We start from the raw sequence: 21,411 nt of genomic DNA on the forward strand, positions 1-21,411 counted from the left end.
TTTTTGAATATTCAAATTTATCAAAAACCCACCGCACTTTTGTTATAAGTTTAAAATAAATTTAAATTTTCCTATTAAAATCGTTAAAAAAGAGTATTTATTAGTCTATACTTGTTAGATATTACTACTAACAATAAAGGCACGATATTTATGAAAAAATCTATCATCATTCCTGCATTAGATTTAATTGATGGCAAAGTAGTACGTCTGCACCAAGGGGATTATAGTCAGAAAACAATTTATCATGATGATCCTATGACTCAATTTGAGTCTTATTTGCAACAAGGAGCAAAACAATTACATCTTGTAGATCTGACAGGAGCAAAAGATCCAACTCAAAGACAAACTGCACTTATAAGTAGAATTATTGAAAAAACACAAAGCCATATTCAGGTCGGGGGTGGTATTCGTGCAGAAAAACATGTATCAGATTTATTGGTAGCTGGGGCAAATCGAGTCGTGCTTGGTTCTATAGCTGTAACGGATAATAAGACAGTTGAGAGTTGGTTTAATAAATATGGTGCAGAGAAATTTGTGTTGGCTTTAGATATTCGGATCGAAAATCAGCAAAAACGAGTAGCAATTAAAGGATGGCAAGAAACCAGTTCGCTAACGCTAGAAAATTTAGTTGAAAATTACCGCACTTTTGGTTTAAAACATGTTCTTTGTACTGATATTTCTCGAGATGGTACTTTAACAGGTTCGAACGTACAGCTTTATCAAGAAATTTGTGCAAAATACCCAGATATTCAATTCCAATCTTCAGGTGGTATAGGCTCTCTTGCTGATATAAATGCATTGAAAGAAACTGGTGTATCAGGGATTATTGTCGGTCGTGCATTGTTAGAAAATAAATTTAATGTTTCGGAGGCGATTAAATGCTTGCAAAACGGATAATTCCTTGCTTAGATGTTCGTGATGGACAAGTAGTCAAGGGAGTACAATTTCGTAATCATGAAATTATAGGTGATATAGTTCCTCTTGCTGTACGTTATGCCGAAGAAGGAGCTGATGAATTAGTGTTTTATGATATTACTGCTTCGTCAGATGGTAGAACAGTGGATAAAAGTTGGGTTCAACGTGTAGCAGAAGTCATAGATATACCTTTTTGTGTTGCAGGGGGAATTAAGACTATTGAAGATGCAGAGCAAATTTTTGCTTTTGGGGCAGATAAAATTTCTATAAATTCACCCGCACTTGCTAGACCTGATTTAATTACAGATTTATCTCAACGTTTTGGTGTTCAGGCAATAGTTGTTGGAATTGATAGTTGGTTTGAACAGGCTAGTGGTTGTTATTGGGTTAATCAGTATACTGGAGATGAAAAACGTACTCTTCAAACGCAATGGCAATTATTAGACTGGGTGAAAGAAGTTCAGCAACGTGGGGCTGGTGAGATCGTATTGAATATGATGAATCAGGATGGTGTACGAAAAGGTTATGATTTAATGCAATTAAAAAAAGTACGTGAAGTTTGCCATTTGCCACTGATTGCTTCTGGGGGGGCGGGGGAAATGGCACATTTTCGAGATGCATTTATTGATGTAAAAGTGGATGGGGCATTGGCTGCTAGTGTATTTCACAAACAAATTATTAATATTGGTCAATTGAAAGCATATCTTAAAAATTCAGGAATCAATGTTCGAATTTAAACACTATTATAATTAGCCTGATTTTTAAAGCTTTCAAGAATTAAATGCTAGAGGAGCTACTTATGCAAAATAGAATTAATTGGCAAAAAGTGGATAATTTACTTCCCGTGATTGTGCAAAATGTAAATACTTGTGAAGTGCTGATGTTGGGTTATATGAATAAAGACGCTTTAGCAAAAACTATAATAGAAAATAAAGTAACTTTTTTTTCTCGCACTAAACAGAGATTATGGACAAAAGGTGAAACTTCAGGTAATACTTTGCGGGTTGTCGATATGAGTTTAGATTGTGATCAAGATTCTTTACTGATATTAGTTGATCCTGTTGGTCCAACTTGTCACACAGGCACGGAAAGTTGCTTTAGTGAGTTAATGGAAGAGCCTAACTGGATTTTCTTCAGTAAATTAGAACGTCTATTGAGGTCTCGTAAAAACGCTGACCCAGCAAGTTCTTATACCGCTTCATTGTATGCAGAAGGCACTAAAAGAATTGCACAGAAAGTAGGTGAAGAAGGAGTGGAAACTGCATTAGCAGCAACAGTAAAAGATCGCAATGAAACCATTTGTGAAGCAGCAGATTTAGCTTACCATCTTAGCGTTTTATTGCAAGATGCTGATTTGTCTTGGTCTGATGTAATTTCAAAATTAAAAGAACGCCACAGTACATAATACCTAATAGAACTTATGCTATTTAAAAATCAGTTTGGAACAGAATATTAGTTGAAAAAGACAAGACTGTTTTAGCCTAATTAGGTAACGTAAAAATTCTTATGTGGTTAAGAACAGTCTAGTTTTTCGTTAAAACTCGCTTACTTAAATTAATTTTAGATAAGGTGAAGCTGTTTTGTGTTTACATGTGCTTGTTCAAAATTAAATATTTTCCATAAAATTTTTTAACAGCAATGCTCCATTTTTACCTGACCGTTCAGGGTGAAATTGTACTCCGTAAAAATTATTGAATCCTAATGCTGCGGAAAATACGGTGCCATAATTGCTAGTAGCAATAGTACTTTGGTTAGTCGCTACTGCATAACTATGAACAAAATAGAAGTAACTATCTTGTTCAATACCTTTAAAAAGGGGATGATTTTTTTCATAATTGACTTTATTCCATCCCATATGTGGTAAAGGTAACTCTGTTTTTGGTAGAAGTGTGGTTTCACTTTTGATAATATTCAAAGTATCTACATTACCTTCTTTAGAGTAAGACATTAATAGTTGCATGCCTAAACAAATTCCTAGTAAGGGTTGTTTAGCATTGCAAATAGCATCTATTAGACGGCGTTCTTGTAAATGTTTCATGGCTGCAGCTGCCGTGCCAACACCAGGTAAGAGTAATTTATCAGCGGAGCAAATTTTATTTAAATCCTTTGTAATCTCAGCTTGATAACCAAGTCGATCAAAAGCAAATTTTACTGATGAAAGATTGGCACAACCTGTATCAATGATAGTAATTTGTCTCATATGTGTTCCTATTATGTCTGATTTTATTTAAAACGCACCGCACTTTTTATTTTTCTATTTAGTTTAAACTTTACTTTGTAGTTTTTCTTTATAATGGCGTCGGCAAACAGAAACGTAGCGATCATTACCACCAATTTGAATTTGTTCGCCATCTTTCATTACTTCTCCTTTTTCGTTCAAACGTAATACAAAATTAGCTTTACGTCCACAGTAACAAATAGTTTTAAGCTCTTCTAATTGATCTGCCCACGCTAATAAATAGCGGCTGCCTTGAAATAGTTCTGCTTGAAAATCATTACGTAACCCATAACAAAGGACTGGAATATTTAATTTATCTACAACATCTGTGAGTTGATAAACTTGCTGTTTAGTTAGAAATTGAGCTTCATCAACTAAAATACAATGTAATTTTTCCTTTTGTTGGTGTTGATAAATTTCAGCTAATAAGTCAGTTTTAGAATTAAATAGTCGTGCATTTCGACTAATACCGATACGAGAAGTGACTTTTCCGACTCCGAAACGATCATCAATAGCAGCAGTGTATACTAACGTATTCATATTACGTTCGCGGTAATTGTAATCAGATTGCAGTAAAGTAGTAGATTTTCCTGCATTCATTGTAGAATAATAAAAATAAAGTTTTGCCATGTTATTCAAGTGCCGTTAATTCAGTCATTGTCCAGCGAGGGCGAACTTCAATTTCCAATGAAGTGTGCTGTCCTTGTTTTAAACGTAAAAAACCTGTGTAAGCGATCATTGCACCGTTATCAGTGCAAAATTGTGGTTGTGGGTAAAAAACCTCTCCTTTTAACTGCGACATTAAATGTGAGAGAGCTTGACGAAGTTGTTTATTAGCACTGACACCACCCGCAATAATTAGACGTTTTAAGCCTGTTTGCTTCAATGCTCGACGACATTTTATTACTAAAGTATCCACAACAGCTTGCTGAAATGCACAAGCAATATCTGCCTGACTTTGTGACGTTAATCCATTTTCTTCTTTAATTACTTGAGTTAATGTATTCGATGCAAAAGTTTTTAGTCCTGAAAAACTAAAATCTAATCCAGCACGATCTGTCATTGGACGGGGAAAATAAAATCGATTGGGATCACCTTGTTCTGCTAAGCGAGAAAGAGCGGCACCACCTGGATAATCTAGACCAAGTAATTTTGCGGTTTTATCAAATGCTTCGCCAGCAGCATCGTCGATACTTTCACCTAATAATTCATATTCTCCTACTCTGTTAACTTTTACTAGTTGAGTGTGGCCCCCAGAAACTAGTAGTGCTACGAATGGGAAGTGCGGTGGATTTTTCTCCAACATTGGAGCGAGTAAATGTCCTTCCATATGATGTACACCAATGGCTGGTACATTCCATGCATAAGCAAGAGAACGAGCAATCGTTGAACCAACTAATAATGCTCCAACTAGACCTGGTCCACAAGTGTAAGCAATACCATCAATATCTTTTTTCGATAAATTTGCCTGTTTTAATGCCGCTTGAATCAAGGGTAGCGTTTTGCGAATGTGATCTCTTGATGCCAGTTCAGGTACTACACCACCGTAATCTGCGTGTAACGCAATTTGAGTATACAATTGATTAGCAATTAAACCGCACTTTTCGTCATAAATTGCCACGCCAGTTTCATCGCATGATGTCTCGATGCCTAAGATTCGCATTATTTTCTCTATCTATATCATTCTGAAATTTTCATTTTAAGTAATTCTACCTTGTTTATGATAATTTAACTAGTTGCATGATCTCTTTTAACATGGAAATAAAATTAGATGCTCTTATCAATTGGATAAAGAAGCTAAAAATAAGATATAGCTAATATAAATTTAATTTTTCTAGGAAAAGATCAAAAATATTATTTACTTTTACAGTGTGTTTGGATTAAAATTGCCCATCTTATTGAAGATCTGGTCTATTAATAAAAAGACCCAATAAGTTATTTATTGTGAAGATCATTAAATTTTGCAAAATATTAATTAATTTTTATAGAGGTGATGGCTTATGCCAGTAATTAAAGTACGTGAAAACGAATCATTTGACGTTGCATTACGTCGTTTTAAACGCTCTTGCGAAAAAGCGGGTATTTTAGCAGAAGTTCGTAGCCGTGAATTTTATGAAAAACCAACTACAATTCGCAAACGTGAAAACGCAACTCGTGCAAAACGTCATGCTAAACGTGTTGCTCGTGAAAATGCACGTAACACGCGTTTGTACTAATTAAATATTTTTAATTAAAAACTCGAGTTAAGCAGACCGTGAAACCTTATATGGGAATCACGGTTTTGTCCTATTGAAGTCATATAATTTTAATTTTTTCAACATGCTTCGAAACAAATAATTCTTAAAAATAGGATTAATTTATGGCAGGTTTGATTCCTCGTTATTTCATAGATGATCTTTTAGCAAGAACCGATATTGTTGAACTTATCAATGCAAGAGTAAAACTGAAAAAAGCAGGACGTGATTATCAAGCATGTTGTCCTTTTCATCATGAAAAAACGCCGTCTTTTACAGTAAGCCAAAAAAAACAGTTTTATCATTGTTTTGGTTGTCACGCTCATGGCAATGCAATTTCTTTTCTGATGGAATATGATAAGTTAGAGTTTGTTGAAGCAATTGAAGAATTGGCTGCATTACATGGACTTGAAGTCCCTTATGAAAAGTCACCGCAGTTTGATGGAAAACCAAAGTTTAATTATCAAGTTAAACGAGATCTTTATGGTTTAATGGAACAAATTGCTGATTATTACAAACAACAATTACTATCTCATATTCCAGCACAAAGTTATTTGCAACAAAGAGGATTATCAGAAGAAGTAATCCAGCGGTTTAAAATTGGTTTTTCCTCTAATCAATTTAGTGCATTAAAAGAGAAGTTTGGTAAAACAAGAGAAGAGTGCAAGAAACTTTTAGATCTTGGTATGTTATCGGAGAAAGATAATCAAAATTATTATGACCGATTTCGTAACCGAATAATGTTTCCCATTCGAGATCGCAGAGGGCGAACTATTGCCTTTGGCGGGCGAGTATTAAATGATGAAAAACCTAAATATTTGAATTCACCTGAAAGTGTAACTTACCATAAAAGTAATGAGTTGTATGGTTTATTTGAAGCATTACAAGTCAATAACGAGCCAAATATATTGTTAGTTGTTGAAGGTTATATGGATGTTGTTGCACTTGCTCAATTCGGTGTTGATTATGCTGTTGCTTCTTTGGGAACAGCAACAACATCAGAGCAGCTTCAATTAGCGTTTCGTTATACTGATCAAATAGTGTGTTGCTATGATGCCGATAGGGCAGGTAAAGATGCTGCTTGGCGGGCTTTGGAAAATGCATTGCCTTATTTAGAAGATGGAAGGCAATTGAAATTTATTTTTTTGCCTGACGGAGAAGATCCTGATACTTTTATACGTCAGTATGGCAAAAGTGCTTTTGAAGAAGCTTTAAATAGTGCATTGACAATGAGTGATTTTTTGTTTTTAACATTAAGTAATAAAGTGGATTTTTCCTCAAAAGAGGGAAAAGCTAAATTAGCCGCATTAGCTATCCCTTTGATTAAACGCATTCCTGGGGATATGTTACGTTTATCATTACGTAATATGTTAGCACAAAAAATGGGGATATTTGATCAATCCCAATTAAAATCACTCATTCCATCGGGGCTTGAAAAGTCAGATCAACATCAATCACCGAAAAAAATAAAGCGTACTCCGATGAGGATTTTAATTGCATTACTACTACAAAATCCAGAATTAATTGAATTAGTTCCCAGCTTAGCAGCACTGAAAACATTAGATGAGCCAGGATTTGATTTATTTGAAAAATTAACCGCACTTTGTCGCGAGAAAGTTGGGATTACAACAGGACAAATTTTAGAGTATTGGCGTGATACAGAATTTAGTCGACCTCTTGAAATTTTAGCTATTTGGGATCACTCTATTGATGATGATAAAGTAGAAGAAACATTTCGTGAAACGCTGAAATATTTATATCTTCAGTTCGTTGAACGCAATATTAACACTTTGATCGCCAAAGATCGTTTGCAAGGGTTGACATTAGAAGAAAAGCAACAATTAGCAAAATTGCTCAATAAAAAAAGAAAATGAATAGTTAATCATATATAAGAATGGTAAAATTAACCCTATTTTATCTTCCATAATCACTAAGCAAGGCGGATATACAGTATGGAGAAAAATCCACAATCTCAGTTGAAATTACTTATTGCACAAGGTAAAGAACAAGGCTATTTGACTTATGCGGAAGTGAATGACCATCTTCCAGAAGAGCTTGTTGATACGGATCAAATTGAAGATATTATCAAAATGATCAATGACATGGGGATTCAGGTTTTAGATTTTGCACCTGATGCCGATGATTTGATGTTGAATGAAAGTATTGCTGATGAAGATGCCGTTGAAGAAGCAACTCAAGTGTTATCAAGCGTAGAAGCTGAACTTGGGCGGACAACTGATCCTGTAAGAATGTATATGCGGGAGATGGGAAGTGTTGAGTTGTTGACTCGTGAAGGTGAGATAGATATAGCAAAACGTATTGAAGAAGGTATTAATGAAGTCCAAGGTGCTGTTGCGGCTTACCCTGAGGCTATTACTTATCTACTTGAACAATATGATCAAGTGGAAGACGGCATTGTTCGTTTGGCAGATTTAATTACAGGATTTGTTGATCCTAATGCTATTGAAGAACCAGATATAGAGCATATTGAAAAATCTTTAGTAGAAGATAATGAAGATTCCGCAGACGTGTCTACTGAAGAACTTGATGATGAGGAAAGTGAAGAAGATTCTTCTACGGATAATAATGATTCTGATAATTCTATTGATCCTGAAATAGCACGTGAGAAATTCACGTTACTTAAAATTCAACACAAAAAGACTTTAGATGCAATTAAAAAGCATGGTCGTACAAGAAAGCCAGCTAAAGAACAAATTCAATTGTTAGCTGAAATTTTTGCTCAATTTCGATTAGTGCCAAAACAGTTTGATACTTTAGTAATCTCGATGCGTGATATGATGAAGAGAGTTCGTCAGCAGGAACGTTCTATTCAAAAAATAGTAGTAGATTATGCTAAGCTTTCAAAAGAAAGTTTTCAAAAGAGTTTTAGTGGACATGAGACATCAGATTCATGGCTAGTAAAAGCTTTATCTAGTAAGCATGGTTCTAGATTAGCTCAGTATGAACCACAGATTCGTCAGTCTATTGCAAAGTTAGTAGAAATTGAACAAGATACGGGTTTATCTATTCAACAACTCCGAGATATTTGTGATCAAGTTGCACAAGGCGAATTAAAAGCTCGTAGAGCGAAAAAAGAAATGGTAGAAGCAAACTTGCGTCTAGTAATATCTATAGCAAAAAAATATACTAATCGTGGTTTACAATTTCTAGATCTTATCCAAGAAGGTAATATTGGCTTAATGAAAGCCGTAGATAAATTTGAGTATCGTCGAGGATATAAATTCTCTACTTATGCTACTTGGTGGATTCGTCAAGCTATTACACGTTCTATCGCTGATCAAGCAAGAACTATTCGTATTCCTGTGCATATGATTGAAACTATTAATAAGTTAAATCGTATTTCACGTCAAATGTTACAGGAAATGGGGCGTGAAGCTTCACCTGAAGAATTAGCTGAGAGAATGGGAATGCCAGAAGATAAGATTCGCAAAGTATTGAAAATTGCTAAAGAACCAATTTCAATGGAAACACCGATTGGTGATGACGATGATTCTCATTTAGGCGATTTTATTGAAGATAGCACATTAGAACTACCACTTGATTCTGCTACTACGCAAAGTTTGAAAGTGGCAACTCATGAAGTGCTAGAAGGATTGACCCCACGTGAGGCTAAAGTATTACGTATGCGTTTTGGTATTGATATGAATACTGATCACACGTTAGAGGAAGTAGGTAAACAATTTGATGTAACTCGTGAACGTATTCGTCAGATTGAGGCGAAAGCACTGCGGAAACTACGTCACCCTAGTCGCTCAGAAACTTTACGTAGTTTTTTGGATGAATAAAAAAATTTATAAAGAGTACCGCACTTTTTGCTTTAATTTTATTATTAGGAAATAATTTAAGAACTGATTTTTGAACAAAAATCAGTTCTTATTTTAGTCATTCTAGCTTTTTGACATCCTTCCCTGCCTAAAGGTCGGGAATTCCTACCAGCTCCCACAGCAAGCTGTGGGCTACTGTCAGTGGACTCTCTATGCTTTTGGACCAGCAGCGATCAACGCTTTTCCTTCTTCGTTAGTTGCGTATTTTTCAAAGTTCTTCACAAAACGATTAGCTAAATCTTCCGCTTTAGTTTGCCATTGAGCCTTATCTTCGTAAGTATCACGAGGATCTAAAATTGCAGGATCAACATTTGGCAAAGCTTTTGGCACAGATAAGTCAAAAATTGGTAATTTAGACATTTCAGCTTTATCAATAGAGCCATCTAAAATTGCATCAATGATTCCACGAGTATCTTTAATTGAAATCCGTTTACCTGTACCGTTCCAGCCTGTATTAACTAAATAAGCTTCCGCTCCCACAGCTTCCATGCGTTTCACCAATACTTTTGCATATTGTGTTGGGTGAAGAGATAAGAATGCTGCACCAAAGCAAGCTGAGAATGTTGGTGTTGGTTCAGTCACACCACGCTCTGTCCCCGCTAATTTTGCAGTGAAACCAGATAAGAAATAATATTTAGTTTGCTCAGGTGTTAATTTAGATACTGGCGGTAATACACCAAAAGCATCTGCGGTTAAGAAAATCACTTTTTTTGCATGACCAGCTTTAGAAACTGGCTTAACGATGTTTTCAATATGGTAAATTGGATAAGATACTCGAGTGTTTTCTGTTTTTGAACCATCATCGAAATCTACACTTTTATCTGCACGTACGACTACGTTTTCTAATAGAGCATCACGTTTAATTGCACGATAGATGTCAGGTTCATTTTCTTCTGAAAGTTTGATTGTTTTTGCATAACAACCACCTTCGTAGTTGAATACACCGTCATCATCCCAACCATGTTCATCGTCACCGATTAATTGACGTTTTGGATCAGTAGAAAGTGTAGTTTTTCCTGTACCTGATAATCCAAAGAATACTGCTACATCACCTTTCTCTCCTACGTTAGCAGAACAGTGCATTGAAGCGATACCTTTTAGCGGTAGGAAGTAGTTCATCATTGAGAACATGCCTTTTTTCATCTCGCCGCCATACCATGTACCACCAATTAACTGCACGCCTTCAGTAATATTAAAAGCAACAAAGTTTTCGGAATTTAAGCCTTGCTCTTTCCAATTTGGATTAGTTACTTTTGAACCGTTCATTACTACAAAATCAGGCTTAAAGTTTTCTAATTCTTCTACAGATGGGCGAATAAACATATTTTTCACAAAATGAGCTTGCCATGCCACTTCAGTAATAATACGTACTGCTAAACGAGTATCAGGATTTGCCCCACAGAAAGCATCCACAACAAAAAGGCGTTTGTTAGAAAGTTGATGAGTAACTAAGCCTTTCAAGCTTTTCCAAGTTTCTTGATTCATCGGCTTATTATCGTTTTTAGCTGCTTCGCTAGTCCACCATACAGTATCTTTAGTCTTTTCATCTAATACGATATATTTATCCTTTGGTGAACGACCAGTAAAAATTCCTGTATCTACAGCAACAGCACCTGAAGTAGTGACAACTCCTTTTTCAAATCCTTCTAAATCGGGCTTAGTTTCTTCTTCAAAAAGGAACTCATAGCTAGGGTTGTAAACTATCTCTTTGACATTTTTAATGCCTAAATTATCAAGTTCGATAATAAGTTTGTTAACATCAGTCATAATAATTTCCTCAATAAAAATTAATATTTAAAAAAGTTGCCAACTATTTTATTTAAAATTAAAAAAAAAAACTGTTACCTTGATCGCAAATTTGAAAAAATATAAAAAATTATTTGAAATAAATACAGCCGTGTTCAATAATTTGAATCCACATTACATAGTTTTGGTTGGTTAAGTATAAAGTGAAGGTTTTTGAGTTGAATCAGATGGATATGATTGCTGTTTTAGTCATATTGTGAGGCAACTTATTTATTTGTAAAAAGTGCGGTAATATTACCGCACTTTTAGTAGCTTACTCAGCATTCTCCTTTAAACGTTGAATACTTTGTTTATTGAACACATAATGAGTACCACAACATTCACACTGCATATCAACACTATTATTGTGTTCAGCTAAAATTTGGTCGATTTCTTCATCTGAAAGCAATAATAATGCTGCACCTGATCGTTCTTGTGAGCAACCACAATTAAATTCAACAGATTGAGGTGGATAAATTTCTACTGTTTCCTCATGATATAAACGATAAAGCAACTCTTCTGCTGTTAAAGCAAATAGCTCTTCGTTTTTCACAGTAGCGGTTAAAGTTGTTAAATGTTCAAAATCTGTATCAGAATTTGAACTATCGGGCATAATCTGAAGTAACATTCCTGCAGCAACGGGCTGGTTTTCAAATTCGCCACTTCGAATAATAAGTTGAGTTCGCAATTGTTCTGAACGAATAAAATAATCTTCAAGACATTCAGCTAATGTTGGTTTGTCTAATGCAATCACCCCTTGGTAACGTTCACCTTGAGTTGGAGAGATAGTAATTACTAATACTCCTTCGCAGATCATTTGATGCAAGCTCATTTGTTCATTAATTTCACCTTGCAAACGAGCTAATCCACGAATTTTTTGTTCATTAGTAGCGTTGATTAATGCTAATTTTAATGCACCTTCACCTTGAATTTGTAATGTGATGCTACCTTCAAATTTCAACGTTGCAGTTAATAAATTAGTTGCCACCATCATTTCGCCAAGTAATTTTTGTACTGGTTTGGGATAATGGTGAGTATTTAAAGTGTCAATAAAAGTTTGATTTAAACGCACCCACTCACCACGCACTGAATAATCTTTAAATAAAAAGCGATAAAGTTTATCGTTATCAGCGTCATTTTGTTGTAAATTTGTCATTTAGTATCCTATTTTTTAGAGAAATTAAATTTTAAGTAATTTAACTTATTATAGCTTATTATTGATGCTTAAATTTGATTAAATCTCGTCGTTCTTTCTTAGTTGGACGACGATCAGGATGTGGCATAGAGAGAGCATTATTTTTTCTAGCTATTGCCATCCTTTCACGGTTTTCAATGCTTTTTTCAGTTTCTCGGTAAAGTAATTGAGCTTGAGCAGCACCTCTTCGCTGATCGGAAAGTGCGGTTACTTCTACTTCTTTTTCATCATTACCTTGTCGTAATTTAATCATTGCTCCCACTTCAACTTGTTTATTAGGTTTAGTGCGTTGATGATTATAATGTACCTTACCTCCATCTATCATTTCTTTTGCAAGACTACGAGTTTTATAAAAACGTGCGGCCCATAACCACTTGTCTAAACGCACACCTTCATTTTTTTGGTCGTTTTTTTGTTGCTTAGTCATATATTACTCTATTAAAGTGCGGTAGTTTTTCACCCCAAAATGCCGTTCAAATAGTTTATCATTCGTTGTACTGTCGGGGTTTTCTACTCCAACAGTATAAGCAATACCAAATAATTTCGCACTATCGAGAACTTTTTCCGTGTCGTCAATAAAACAAGTACGAAGAGGATCAAAATCATGTCGTTTTTGAAGATTATGCCATAATGTTTGCTCTATTTTAGGGGCGTTAAAATCATGAGACGAAAGTAATAGATCAAAATATGTGGCTAAATCACAATTATCCATTTTTACTTTTAAACTAAAAGGGTGGCTATCGGTTAGTAAGATAAGAGTCTTGCCCATATTGCGTAGTTGTTGTAAAAAGTATGGTACATCTGACCGCACTTTTGTCATTGAACCCTGCTCTTGAAGTAATTTACGTAAAGGTAAATCAAACTTTTTTGCCCAAAAATCAATACTATACCAATCCATGCTATGTTCTATAGCATCGTATTGCTGTTTTAATTTTATGCGACAAGAGTCAATATGCAAATTGTATTTTTTTGCATAAGCCTCTGGTACGGTGTTTCGCCAAAAATGATGGTCAAAATAAAGATCAATCAAAGTACCGTCTAAATCTAAAATAACAGTATCTACTTGTTGCCAATTTATTTTCATTTTATTTTTCCATTCTCGTACTCTTCACTTTATGTTATCGTTATTCGGTTAATTTGTAAAAGAGGTCATTTATGCAAGCATTGAAAAAACCAAAAATTTTATCTATTTCGAAACTTGTCAAAACTCGTATTTTTGAAATTGAAGCTGTGCAATTAGAGTTTTCTAATGGTCAACAGCGAACTTATGAACGGATTAATCCTAATAGTCGTGATGCTGTGATGATTTTACCAATTGATGGCGAAAATTTGCTTATGATTAGAGAGTATGCAGTAGGTACAGAAAATTATGAGCTTGGCTTTCCAAAAGGATTAATGGATCTTGGTGAAACACCAGAGCAGAGTGCAAATAGAGAATTAAAAGAAGAAATTGGATTAGGAGCAAAATCATTTATTCATTTGCGTACAGTAATTAGTTCACCATCTTATATGAATAATCCTATGCACATTTTTATTGCTAGGGATTTTTATTCTTGCAAATTAGAAGGAGATGAGCCTGAGCCATTACAATTAGTTAAATTTCCTTTAGAGAAAATTGATGAACTGCTTAAACAACCTAATTTTAATGAGGCTCGTAATTTAACCGCACTTTATTGTTTAAGAGATTATTTGACTAATAGTGTAGATAATATGAAGGTATAAATTTTGCTTAAACTCTAAATTACTTTTACCTCTTGTACCAAAACTGGTGTAAAATTAGACTAAATTATAAATAGTCATAGGTATATTTATGCAAAAATCTATTTTAGTACCAACTCTACCAGAGCTTACATTTAGAGGAATGTTGCTAGGCGCATTAATCACAGTTGTATTTACCGCTTCGAATGTTTATCTGGGGTTAAAAGTAGGATTAACATTTGCTTCTTCTATTCCTGCTGCCGTTATTTCAATGGCTGTGCTAAAAATGTTTTCTAATTCAAATATCTTAGAAAATAATATGGTACAGACGCAGGCTTCATCAGCAGGAACATTGTCTTCAGTTATTTTTGTGATTCCTGGTTTATTAATGATGGGATATTGGCAACATTTTCCATTCTTACAAACATTACTTATTTGTACCGCTGGAGGGATTTTAGGTGTAGTGTTTACAATTCCATTACGTAATGTCATGGTAGTGAGAACTGATCTTCCTTATCCTGAAGGTGTTGCGGCTGCAGAGATCTTAAAGGCAGGTAGTCATCAAAAAGGTAAAAGTAGTGAAAGTGGAATTAAGGAAATTGCGGTAGGTGGTATTATCGCTGCGATAGTGAGTTTTTTGACTAATGGATTGCGTGTAGTTGCTGATAGTGCAAGTTTGTGGTTGAAAGGTGGTTCTGCTGTATTTCAAATTCCAATAGGATTTTCTCTTGCTCTACTAGGAGCAGGATATTTAGTTGGCATTCTAGGTGGTTTAGCTATTTTACTTGGGATTTTTCTTACTTGGGGAGTTGCGGTACCTTATTTTACGGCAACATTCTCTATGCCTATTGATGCGGACATCGCAAGCTATGCAATAGAAATTTGGAAAACGAAAGTAAGATTTATTGGGGTTGGCACTATTGGTACCGCGGCTATTTGGACACTATTAATATTAATGAAATCTCTTTTACAAGGTATGGCACAATCTTTTCGAACCTTGAAAGATCCATCTTATCGTAGCACAGACAAAACAGAATTGGATTTATCCCCCAAAACGATGATTTACATTGTAATAGCGTCTGTTTTAATGATTGCTTTAGCTCTGTATAATTTTGTTGAACAAGCGCCAATTTCTTCCACTACAGCGGTATTGCTTATTACAGTCTGTACTCTACTTTCTGTATTTATTGGCTTTTTTGTTGCTGCTGCCTGTGGTTATATGGCTGGATTAGTTGGTTCATCTTCTAGTCCAATTTCAGGTATTGGTATTATTTCTGTTGTCGTAATTTCACTTACTCTCATGGTTGTCGGAAAAGTAACAGGTTTAGTAGATGGTGCTGAAGGTCAGCAGTTTTTAACTGCACTTACTATTTTTTCTGGTTCTATTGTGGTGAGTACAGCAGCAATTTCAAATGATAACTTACAGGATTTAAAGACAGGCTTTTTGATTAAGGCAACTCCTTGGCGACAACAAGTAGCCTTGATTATCGGTTGTATTGTTGGTGCGTTAGTTATTGCTCCAGTATTAGAGATTTTATATCATGCTTACGGTTTTAGCGGTGCGATGCCTCGTCCTGATATGGATGCTTCACAAGCTCTTTCTGCTCCACAAGCAACGTTGATGACAACGATTGCAAAAGGGATTTTTTCTGAAAATTTAGAGTGGAACTATATTTTCATGGGCATTGGATTGAGTTTAATATTAATTTGTTTTGATTTAATTTTGAAAAAAGTGAGTAAAAATCGTTTTGCTTTACCTGCACTAGCAGTTGGCATGGGAATTTATTTACCGCCATCGGTGAATATTCCTATTGTAATTGGTGCAATATTAGCATGGCTAATTAATCGTCATCTTAATTCTTTTGCAAAAAATAACGGAAAAAATAGCACTGAAATTAAGGCGAAAGCTGAACGTAATGGCACGCTGTTTGCGGCTGGTTTAATTGTCGGTGAAAGTTTAATTGGTGTTGTTTTAGCATTTATTATTGCAGCTTCTGTGACATCTGGTGGCTCTGACGCTCCTTTAGCATTAAATTTACAAAACTGGGATAATATTGCTGAAATACTTGGACTATTTATTTTTGTTGTTGGTATAGGGATTTTTGCATTACGTGTTTTACGAGCAAAATCTGATTGATTGTAAAAGTGCGGATTAATCTCGCATTTTTCCTTTGTATAATAAATTGTAACTATTCTTTAGGAATTGCTGTGTTATTAAAACCAAATTTTCTACTATCTGTGCTGAAAATAGCTGAGCAAGCGGGTGAGTATTTAAATCACTTTTATGCTAGAAAGCTACAGATACGAAAAAAATTAGATAATACTCCTGTTACTGAAGCTGATTTATTTATTAGCCAATTTTTAATACAAAAATTAAGTAATCTTACTCCAAAAATTCCAATTTTATCAGAAGAGAGTAGCTATATTTCACTGAAAGAGAGGGAGGGTTGGAAAACTTATTGGCTGATAGATCCTTTAGATGGTACACAACAATTTATTAATCGAACAGGACAATTTGCAGTGATGATCTCATTAATTCAAGATCATCGTCCCGTTTTGGGCATTATTCATTGTCCAATTCAACAACTTACTTATTATGCTATACAAGGACAGGGTTCATATAAGCAAAGTAATCTAAAACTAATCAAATTGTCACCGCACTTTATTGATTTTGAGCGTCCGATTCGTATTGCAGTAGGTTCAACTAAAGCTGAACATAAAGTGCGGTTAATTTTAAATCCAAATTACTCGTATGATTTTCATATCTGTGGGGCTAGTGGTTTGAAAGGTTGTTTAGTAGCAGAAGGTGTTGTTGATTGCTATGTACGAATAGGTGAAACTGGGGAATGGGATACCGCTGCCGCAGAAATTATTTTAACTGAAATAGGAGGCGGTATTTTTGATTCTCATTTTCAGCCATTAACTTACAATCAACGAAACTCATTAATTAATCCTGATTTTGTGATGGTTGGTTATTCACAATTGGACTGGCGTAAAATCTTTCAATTTAATTTATGATAACTATTAGCAATTTTTATTATTTAAGCATATTATTTAATTCTTTATACTTCGGAATAGCAAACTATGAATGCAAACACAGAAAATAATTGTATCGTGATTTTCGGAGCTTCGGGTGATTTAACTTATCGCAAATTAATTCCTGCTCTATATAATTTATATAAAATTGGTCGCTTAACAGAGCATTTTTCAGTTTTAGGCGTGGCTAGAACTGAATTAGCTGATGCAGATTTTCGTCAAAAAATGCGAGATGCATTGATTAAAAATGAAAAAGCCTCAGGTCAAATTTTAGAGGATTTTTGTAGTCATTTATATTATCAAGCGATTAATACTCGTGATGCGAAAGATTACGGAAAATTAGTACCTCGTTTAGATGAACTACATGATAAATACTGTACGAATGGTAACACGTTATACTATATGTCAACGCCTCCCAGCTTGTATGGAGTTATCCCAGAGTGTTTAGCAGCTCATGGATTAAATACTGAGGAACAGGGCTGGAAGCGTATTATTGTAGAGAAACCTTTTGGTTATGATATTAAAACAGCAGAATCGCTTGATGTACAAATTCATCGTTTTTTTGAAGAACACCAAATTTATCGAATAGATCACTATTTAGGTAAAGAAACTGTACAGAATTTACTTGTTTTACGCTTTTCTAATGGCTTTTTTGAGCCGCTATGGAATCGTAATTATATTGATTATGTAGAAATCACAGGAGCAGAAGAAATAGGCGTTGAACAACGAGGTGGTTATTACGATGGTTCTGGTGCTATGCGAGATATGTTCCAAAATCATTTATTGCAAGTGTTAGCGATGGTTGCGATGGAACCTCCAGCTATTATTAATGCCGATTCTATGCGTGATGAAGTAGCAAAAGTACTATATTGCTTACATCCTCTCAGTAATGATGATGTGAAAAATAATTTAGTTTTGGGGCAATATACTAGTGCAGAAATTAATGGAGAACGTGTAAAAAGTTATATTCAAGAAGAGGGTGTGCCTGCAGATTCTAATACTGAAACTTATATGGCATTGCGTTGTGAAATTGATAACTGGCGTTGGGCTGGTGTGCCTTTCTATATTCGCACAGGTAAACGCTTAGCTACTCGTGTTACTGAAGTAGTTATTCATTTTAAAACAACTCCTCATCCTGTATTTAGTCAAAATGCTCCTGAAAATAAATTGATTATTCGTATTCAACCCGATGAAGGCATTTCAACTCGTTTTGGTTTAAAAAAACCAGGTGCGGGGTTTGAAGCTAAAGAAGTGTCAATGGATTTTTGTTATTCTGATTTAGCTACATCTAGTTTGTTAACTGCTTATGAGCGTTTGTTGTTGGACGCGATGAAAGGTGATGCAACATTATTTGCTCGTACGGATGCAGTACACGCTTGTTGGAAATTTGTTCAACCTATTTTAAATTACAAAGCCTCCCAAGGACGAGTTTATGAATATGAAGCAGGTAGTTGGGGACCTACTGAAGCGGATAAATTGATAGCAAAAACAGGGCGTGTGTGGCGTAAGCCATCAGGTTCGAGAGGAAAGAAATAATGAATTGCCTTATATTTAATGATGCTGAAAGTGCGGTACAGAAAATTGCAAAAGAGTTTGTAGAGTATAGTTTGCAAAATCGACCTGTGCATATTTCGCTTTCAGGCGGTAGCACCCCCAAGCTATTGTTTAAAACTTTAGCAACCTCACCATTTAAAACAGAAGTGCATTGGGAAAATTTGCACTTTTGGTGGGGGGACGAGCGAATGGTTGAGCCAGAAAATCCTGAGAGCAACTATGGGGAAGTAAAAAAGCTTCTGTTTGATCATATCAAGATTCCTTCACAAAATATTCATCGCATTCGTGGTGAGCAGCCTGTTGAATTAGAATTACAACGCTTTGAGCGAGAAATAAGGAAAGTTGTACCGAATCAAGTTTTTGATTGGATTATTTTGGGAATGGGAACAGATGGGCATACAGCTTCATTATTTCCTTATCAAACAAATTTTAACGATAACAATTTAGCCGTAATTGCAGCACACCCCGATAGTGGGCAACTTCGTATTTCCAAAACGGCTCATTTAATTGAGCAATCCAAACGTATTACGTATTTAGTTACTGGAGCGGGAAAAGCAGAAATTTTGAAAGAAATTTACACTGAATCTGCAGAAAATTTACCTTATCCCGCCGCTAAAATTCAGTCTAAAGAAGGTATAACAGAGTGGTTTTTGGATAAAGATGCTGCTAATTTATTAGAGATAAATTCAACTTTTTAGGAAAATAGCTATTAAACGATCCTATTGCTGAATAGAAGTTTTATTTCAATACAATGATTGTTGAAAATTAATTAATAAAATTAAACACTTAGTGGAGTTAACATGACAAAAAAAGGTGATATTGGTGTAATCGGTTTAGCTGTAATGGGGCAAAATCTGATTTTAAATATGAATGATCATGGTTTTAAAGTAGTTGCTTATAATCGCACTACTTCTAAAGTTGATGAGTTTTTACAAGGTTCAGCAAAAGGCACTGATATTATTGGAGCATATTCTATTGAAGATCTTGTTTCAAAATTAGAAAAACCACGTAAAGTGATGTTGATGGTGCGAGCTGGTGAGGTAGTAGATCAATTTATTGAGTCATTGTTACCGCACTTGGAGCAAGGCGATATTATCATTGATGGTGGGAATTCAAATTACCCAGATACCAATCGTCGTGTAAAAGCTTTAGCTGATAAAGGAATTCGTTTTGTAGGTGCTGGAGTTTCAGGTGGTGAGGAAGGTGCGAGACATGGACCTTCTATTATGCCAGGTGGTAATGAAGAAGCATGGCAGTATGTTAAACCAATCTTGCAAGCTATCTCAGCCAAAACAGATAAAGGTGAACCTTGCTGTGACTGGGTTGGGAAAGAAGGTGCGGGGCATTTTGTTAAGATGGTTCACAATGGTATTGAATATGGAGATATGCAGTTAATTTGTGAAGCTTATCAATTTATGAAAGATGGCTTAGGTTTGAGTTATGATGAAATGCAACAAATATTCAGTGATTGGAAAAAAACTGAACTTGATAGCTATTTAATTGATATTACAGCAGATATTCTTGGTTACAAAGATACTGATAATAAACCTCTAGTAGAGAATATTTTAGATACAGCTGGGCAAAAAGGCACTGGAAAATGGACTGGTATTAATGCTCTTGATTTTGGTATTCCGTTAACACTGATTACTGAATCTGTATTTGCACGTTGTGTTTCTTCATTTAAAGATCAACGTATTCAAGCATCAAAATTGTTTAATAAAACTATCGCTAAAGTTGATGGAGATAAAAAACAGTGGATCGAAGCTGTTCGCCAAGCTTTGTTAGCATCGAAAATTATTTCATATGCACAAGGTTTCATGTTGATTCGGGAGGCTTCAGAAAACTTTGATTGGAATATTGACTATGGAGCAACCGCACTTTTATGGCGTGAAGGATGTATTATTCGAAGTCGTTTCTTAGGTAATATTCGAGATGCTTATGAGAATAATCCTGACTTAGTGTTTTTAGGTGCTGATCCATATTTCAAAAATATTTTGCAAAATGCACTAGCAGATTGGCGTAAAGTAGTTGCAAAATCTATTGAAATTGGTATCCCTATGCCTTGTATGGCATCAGCGATTACTTTCTTAGATGGTTATACTTCTGAGAAATTGCCAGCTAATTTGTTACAAGCACAGCGTGACTATTTTGGGGCACACACTTATGAGCGTGTTGATAGACCACGTGGTGAATTTTTCCACACTAACTGGACAGGTCGTGGTGGTAATGCTGCTTCAACGACCTATGATGTGTAAATAATAATGAAAAGTGCGGTTATTCCTACCGCACTTTCTTATTGTAGCGAGGATAACATAATGAAAAAAGATCAACCCGTTGAATGTGTCGGCTGTAATACTTTTGATGTAGGCACAGTAATTGATAATAGTAATTGCACTGCTGTAGTAGAGAAAAATTACGCAACAGAGCAAGAAGCACAACGTGCTTTAGAGCAACTTACTCAAAAAGCGAAAGATATTGCTAGTGAGCCGTGTGAAATTGATTCGAGTATTAGCCAAAGTGAAAATAAATTTACACTTAAGGCTAGTTTTACTTTTTGCTGTCAGGCAGAAACGTTAATTTTTGAATTAGGATTACGCTAATTTATTTCATCATACCTGATTGATTTGAATATCACAGGTATGATTCTTTGTGCTAACTTCCTTTTAATTCGCTTTTGGCTCACGTAAGTATTTATAGTTGCCAAATAAAATATAATTAAATGAACTAGAGTGCATAAGAGGAGGGAATAAGCATGAAAATAAAGCTGGAAAATTTAATTTGGTGCCCCCTACCGGACTTGAACCAGTGACCAAGCGATTATGAGTCGCCTGCTCTGACCAACTGAGCTAAGGGGGCTTGAAGTTTGAGAATTATAGTTAAATATAAAGATAAAGTCTATAACTAATATGCTATCCGCTTGAAATTTAGGCA

The 21,411-nt window shown here is 35.1% G+C and carries 20 protein-coding genes and 1 tRNA gene; 13 read left to right on the forward strand and 8 right to left on the reverse strand.

From position 1 onward, the window contains the following. Positions 1-150: 150 nt before the first annotated feature. The 3 genes from hisA (at position 151) to hisIE (ending at position 2,320) form a co-directional block, all read left to right on the forward strand. The gene (hisA, locus tag ACFQ02_RS07625) at positions 151-897 is read left to right on the forward strand and encodes a 1-(5-phosphoribosyl)-5-[(5-phosphoribosylamino)methylideneamino]imidazole-4-carboxamide isomerase (RefSeq protein ID WP_380821350.1); all 747 of its coding nucleotides are present in this window, start codon (positions 151-153) and stop codon (positions 895-897) included. Beyond that, entirely contained in the window at positions 879-1,652 is a 774-nt protein-coding gene (gene hisF, locus ACFQ02_RS07630; protein ID WP_380821352.1) for an imidazole glycerol phosphate synthase subunit HisF, read from the forward strand. The genes hisA and hisF overlap by 19 nt, the downstream gene beginning before the upstream one ends. A 62-nt stretch (positions 1,653-1,714) precedes the next feature. Next, the gene (hisIE, locus tag ACFQ02_RS07635; protein WP_380821354.1) at positions 1,715-2,320 is read left to right on the forward strand and encodes a bifunctional phosphoribosyl-AMP cyclohydrolase/phosphoribosyl-ATP diphosphatase HisIE; all 606 of its coding nucleotides are present in this window, start codon (positions 1,715-1,717) and stop codon (positions 2,318-2,320) included. Between the two features lie 201 nt (positions 2,321-2,521). Here the strand turns inward: hisIE and hisH are convergent, their stop codons facing one another. The 3 genes from hisH to tsaD form a co-directional block, all read right to left on the reverse strand. Further along, positions 2,522-3,115: an imidazole glycerol phosphate synthase subunit HisH gene (gene hisH / locus ACFQ02_RS07640; RefSeq protein ID WP_380821357.1), complete on the reverse strand. Its 594-nt coding sequence runs from the start codon at positions 3,113-3,115 to the stop codon at positions 2,522-2,524. A 63-nt stretch (positions 3,116-3,178) separates the two neighbouring features. Beyond that, entirely contained in the window at positions 3,179-3,763 is a 585-nt protein-coding gene (locus tag ACFQ02_RS07645) for a thymidine kinase (RefSeq protein ID WP_380821359.1), read from the reverse strand. 1 nt (position 3,764) lies between these two features. After that, positions 3,765-4,796, reverse strand: a complete 1,032-nt coding sequence (tsaD, locus tag ACFQ02_RS07650) for a tRNA (adenosine(37)-N6)-threonylcarbamoyltransferase complex transferase subunit TsaD (RefSeq protein ID WP_380821361.1) — start codon at positions 4,794-4,796, stop codon at positions 3,765-3,767. A 337-nt stretch (positions 4,797-5,133) separates the two neighbouring features. On the opposite strand from tsaD, the gene rpsU reads away from it, so the two are divergent. From rpsU to rpoD, 3 genes are all read left to right on the forward strand, one after another. Continuing rightward, a complete protein-coding gene (gene rpsU, locus ACFQ02_RS07655) occupies positions 5,134-5,349 on the forward strand; it encodes a 30S ribosomal protein S21 (protein WP_005717672.1) in 216 nt (71 codons plus the stop codon). A gap of 143 nt (positions 5,350-5,492) precedes the next feature. Then, positions 5,493-7,241, forward strand: a complete 1,749-nt coding sequence (dnaG, locus tag ACFQ02_RS07660) for a DNA primase (RefSeq protein ID WP_380821364.1) — start codon at positions 5,493-5,495, stop codon at positions 7,239-7,241. A gap of 78 nt (positions 7,242-7,319) precedes the next feature. Next, positions 7,320-9,173, forward strand: a complete 1,854-nt coding sequence (rpoD, locus tag ACFQ02_RS07665) for an RNA polymerase sigma factor RpoD (protein ID WP_380821366.1) — start codon at positions 7,320-7,322, stop codon at positions 9,171-9,173. A gap of 189 nt (positions 9,174-9,362) precedes the next feature. Here rpoD and pckA read toward each other — a convergent pair whose 3' ends face one another. From pckA to yrfG, 4 genes are all read right to left on the reverse strand, one after another. Further along, positions 9,363-10,979 carry a phosphoenolpyruvate carboxykinase (ATP) gene (gene pckA / locus ACFQ02_RS07670; RefSeq protein WP_380821367.1) on the reverse strand — a complete coding sequence of 539 codons (1,617 nt, stop codon included), beginning with the start codon at positions 10,977-10,979 and terminating at the stop codon, positions 9,363-9,365. A 292-nt stretch (positions 10,980-11,271) separates the two neighbouring features. Continuing rightward, complete coding sequence (gene hslO, locus ACFQ02_RS07675) at positions 11,272-12,153, reverse strand: Hsp33 family molecular chaperone HslO (protein WP_380821369.1); 882 nt, start codon at positions 12,151-12,153, stop codon at positions 11,272-11,274. 58 nt (positions 12,154-12,211) lie between these two features. After that, positions 12,212-12,619, reverse strand: a complete 408-nt coding sequence (gene hslR, locus ACFQ02_RS07680) for a ribosome-associated heat shock protein Hsp15 (RefSeq protein ID WP_380821371.1) — start codon at positions 12,617-12,619, stop codon at positions 12,212-12,214. Positions 12,620-12,622: 3 nt separating this feature from the next. Next, a complete protein-coding gene (yrfG, locus tag ACFQ02_RS07685; RefSeq protein ID WP_380821373.1) occupies positions 12,623-13,276 on the reverse strand; it encodes a GMP/IMP nucleotidase in 654 nt (217 codons plus the stop codon). A gap of 71 nt (positions 13,277-13,347) precedes the next feature. Between yrfG and nudE the strand changes: the two genes are divergently transcribed. The 7 genes from nudE (at position 13,348) to ACFQ02_RS07720 (ending at position 21,080) form a co-directional block, all read left to right on the forward strand. Continuing rightward, entirely contained in the window at positions 13,348-13,914 is a 567-nt protein-coding gene (nudE, locus tag ACFQ02_RS07690) for an ADP compounds hydrolase NudE (RefSeq protein ID WP_380821376.1), read from the forward strand. An 88-nt stretch (positions 13,915-14,002) separates the two neighbouring features. After that, positions 14,003-16,027 (forward strand): OPT family oligopeptide transporter, encoded by a 2,025-nt coding sequence (locus ACFQ02_RS07695; protein WP_380821378.1) that lies wholly within the window; start codon positions 14,003-14,005, stop codon positions 16,025-16,027. Positions 16,028-16,098: 71 nt separating this feature from the next. Then, positions 16,099-16,908, forward strand: a complete 810-nt coding sequence (gene cysQ, locus ACFQ02_RS07700; RefSeq protein WP_380821380.1) for a 3'(2'),5'-bisphosphate nucleotidase CysQ — start codon at positions 16,099-16,101, stop codon at positions 16,906-16,908. A 66-nt stretch (positions 16,909-16,974) separates the two neighbouring features. Continuing rightward, positions 16,975-18,462: a glucose-6-phosphate dehydrogenase gene (zwf, locus tag ACFQ02_RS07705; RefSeq protein ID WP_380821382.1), complete on the forward strand. Its 1,488-nt coding sequence runs from the start codon at positions 16,975-16,977 to the stop codon at positions 18,460-18,462. Further along, positions 18,462-19,178, forward strand: coding sequence for a 6-phosphogluconolactonase (gene pgl, locus ACFQ02_RS07710; protein WP_380821384.1), 717 nt, complete (start codon positions 18,462-18,464; stop codon positions 19,176-19,178). Before zwf ends, pgl begins: the two co-directional genes overlap by 1 nt. Positions 19,179-19,280: 102 nt before the next feature. Then, positions 19,281-20,735, forward strand: a complete 1,455-nt coding sequence (gene gnd / locus ACFQ02_RS07715; RefSeq protein ID WP_380821386.1) for a decarboxylating NADP(+)-dependent phosphogluconate dehydrogenase — start codon at positions 19,281-19,283, stop codon at positions 20,733-20,735. Positions 20,736-20,795: 60 nt separating this feature from the next. Further along, positions 20,796-21,080: a YfcZ/YiiS family protein gene (locus tag ACFQ02_RS07720; RefSeq protein ID WP_380821594.1), complete on the forward strand. Its 285-nt coding sequence runs from the start codon at positions 20,796-20,798 to the stop codon at positions 21,078-21,080. Between the two features lie 179 nt (positions 21,081-21,259). Here the strand turns inward: ACFQ02_RS07720 and ACFQ02_RS07725 are convergent. Then, positions 21,260-21,336 (reverse strand) — tRNA-Ile (locus ACFQ02_RS07725). Positions 21,337-21,411 lie beyond the last annotated feature (75 nt).

The organism is Seminibacterium arietis, assembly GCF_042675725.1.
GTDB classification, from domain to species: Bacteria; Pseudomonadota; Gammaproteobacteria; order Enterobacterales; family Pasteurellaceae; genus Seminibacterium; species Seminibacterium arietis.

Excerpts from the sequence above, each read along its gene's own strand:
- ACFQ02_RS07695 (WP_380821378.1), top strand. The coding sequence starts at position 14,003 with ATGCAAAAATCTATTTTAGTACCAACTCTACCAGAGCTTACATTTAGA.
- rpsU (WP_005717672.1), top strand. The coding sequence starts at position 5,134 with ATGCCAGTAATTAAAGTACGTGAAAACGAATCATTTGACGTTGCATTA.
- ACFQ02_RS07720 (WP_380821594.1), top strand. The coding sequence starts at position 20,796 with ATGAAAAAAGATCAACCCGTTGAATGTGTCGGCTGTAATACTTTTGAT.
- yrfG (WP_380821373.1), bottom strand. The coding sequence starts at position 13,276 with ATGAAAATAAATTGGCAACAAGTAGATACTGTTATTTTAGATTTAGAC.
- hslR (WP_380821371.1), bottom strand. The coding sequence starts at position 12,619 with ATGACTAAGCAACAAAAAAACGACCAAAAAAATGAAGGTGTGCGTTTA.
- dnaG (WP_380821364.1), top strand. The coding sequence starts at position 5,493 with ATGGCAGGTTTGATTCCTCGTTATTTCATAGATGATCTTTTAGCAAGA.
- nudE (WP_380821376.1), top strand. The coding sequence starts at position 13,348 with ATGCAAGCATTGAAAAAACCAAAAATTTTATCTATTTCGAAACTTGTC.
- hisA (WP_380821350.1), top strand. The coding sequence starts at position 151 with ATGAAAAAATCTATCATCATTCCTGCATTAGATTTAATTGATGGCAAA.
- ACFQ02_RS07645 (WP_380821359.1), bottom strand. The coding sequence starts at position 3,763 with ATGGCAAAACTTTATTTTTATTATTCTACAATGAATGCAGGAAAATCT.
- zwf (WP_380821382.1), top strand. The coding sequence starts at position 16,975 with ATGAATGCAAACACAGAAAATAATTGTATCGTGATTTTCGGAGCTTCG.
- rpoD (WP_380821366.1), top strand. The coding sequence starts at position 7,320 with ATGGAGAAAAATCCACAATCTCAGTTGAAATTACTTATTGCACAAGGT.
- tsaD (WP_380821361.1), bottom strand. The coding sequence starts at position 4,796 with ATGCGAATCTTAGGCATCGAGACATCATGCGATGAAACTGGCGTGGCA.
- pckA (WP_380821367.1), bottom strand. The coding sequence starts at position 10,979 with ATGACTGATGTTAACAAACTTATTATCGAACTTGATAATTTAGGCATT.
- hisF (WP_380821352.1), top strand. The coding sequence starts at position 879 with ATGCTTGCAAAACGGATAATTCCTTGCTTAGATGTTCGTGATGGACAA.
- hisIE (WP_380821354.1), top strand. The coding sequence starts at position 1,715 with ATGCAAAATAGAATTAATTGGCAAAAAGTGGATAATTTACTTCCCGTG.
- hslO (WP_380821369.1), bottom strand. The coding sequence starts at position 12,153 with ATGACAAATTTACAACAAAATGACGCTGATAACGATAAACTTTATCGC.
- pgl (WP_380821384.1), top strand. The coding sequence starts at position 18,462 with ATGAATTGCCTTATATTTAATGATGCTGAAAGTGCGGTACAGAAAATT.
- gnd (WP_380821386.1), top strand. The coding sequence starts at position 19,281 with ATGACAAAAAAAGGTGATATTGGTGTAATCGGTTTAGCTGTAATGGGG.
- hisH (WP_380821357.1), bottom strand. The coding sequence starts at position 3,115 with ATGAGACAAATTACTATCATTGATACAGGTTGTGCCAATCTTTCATCA.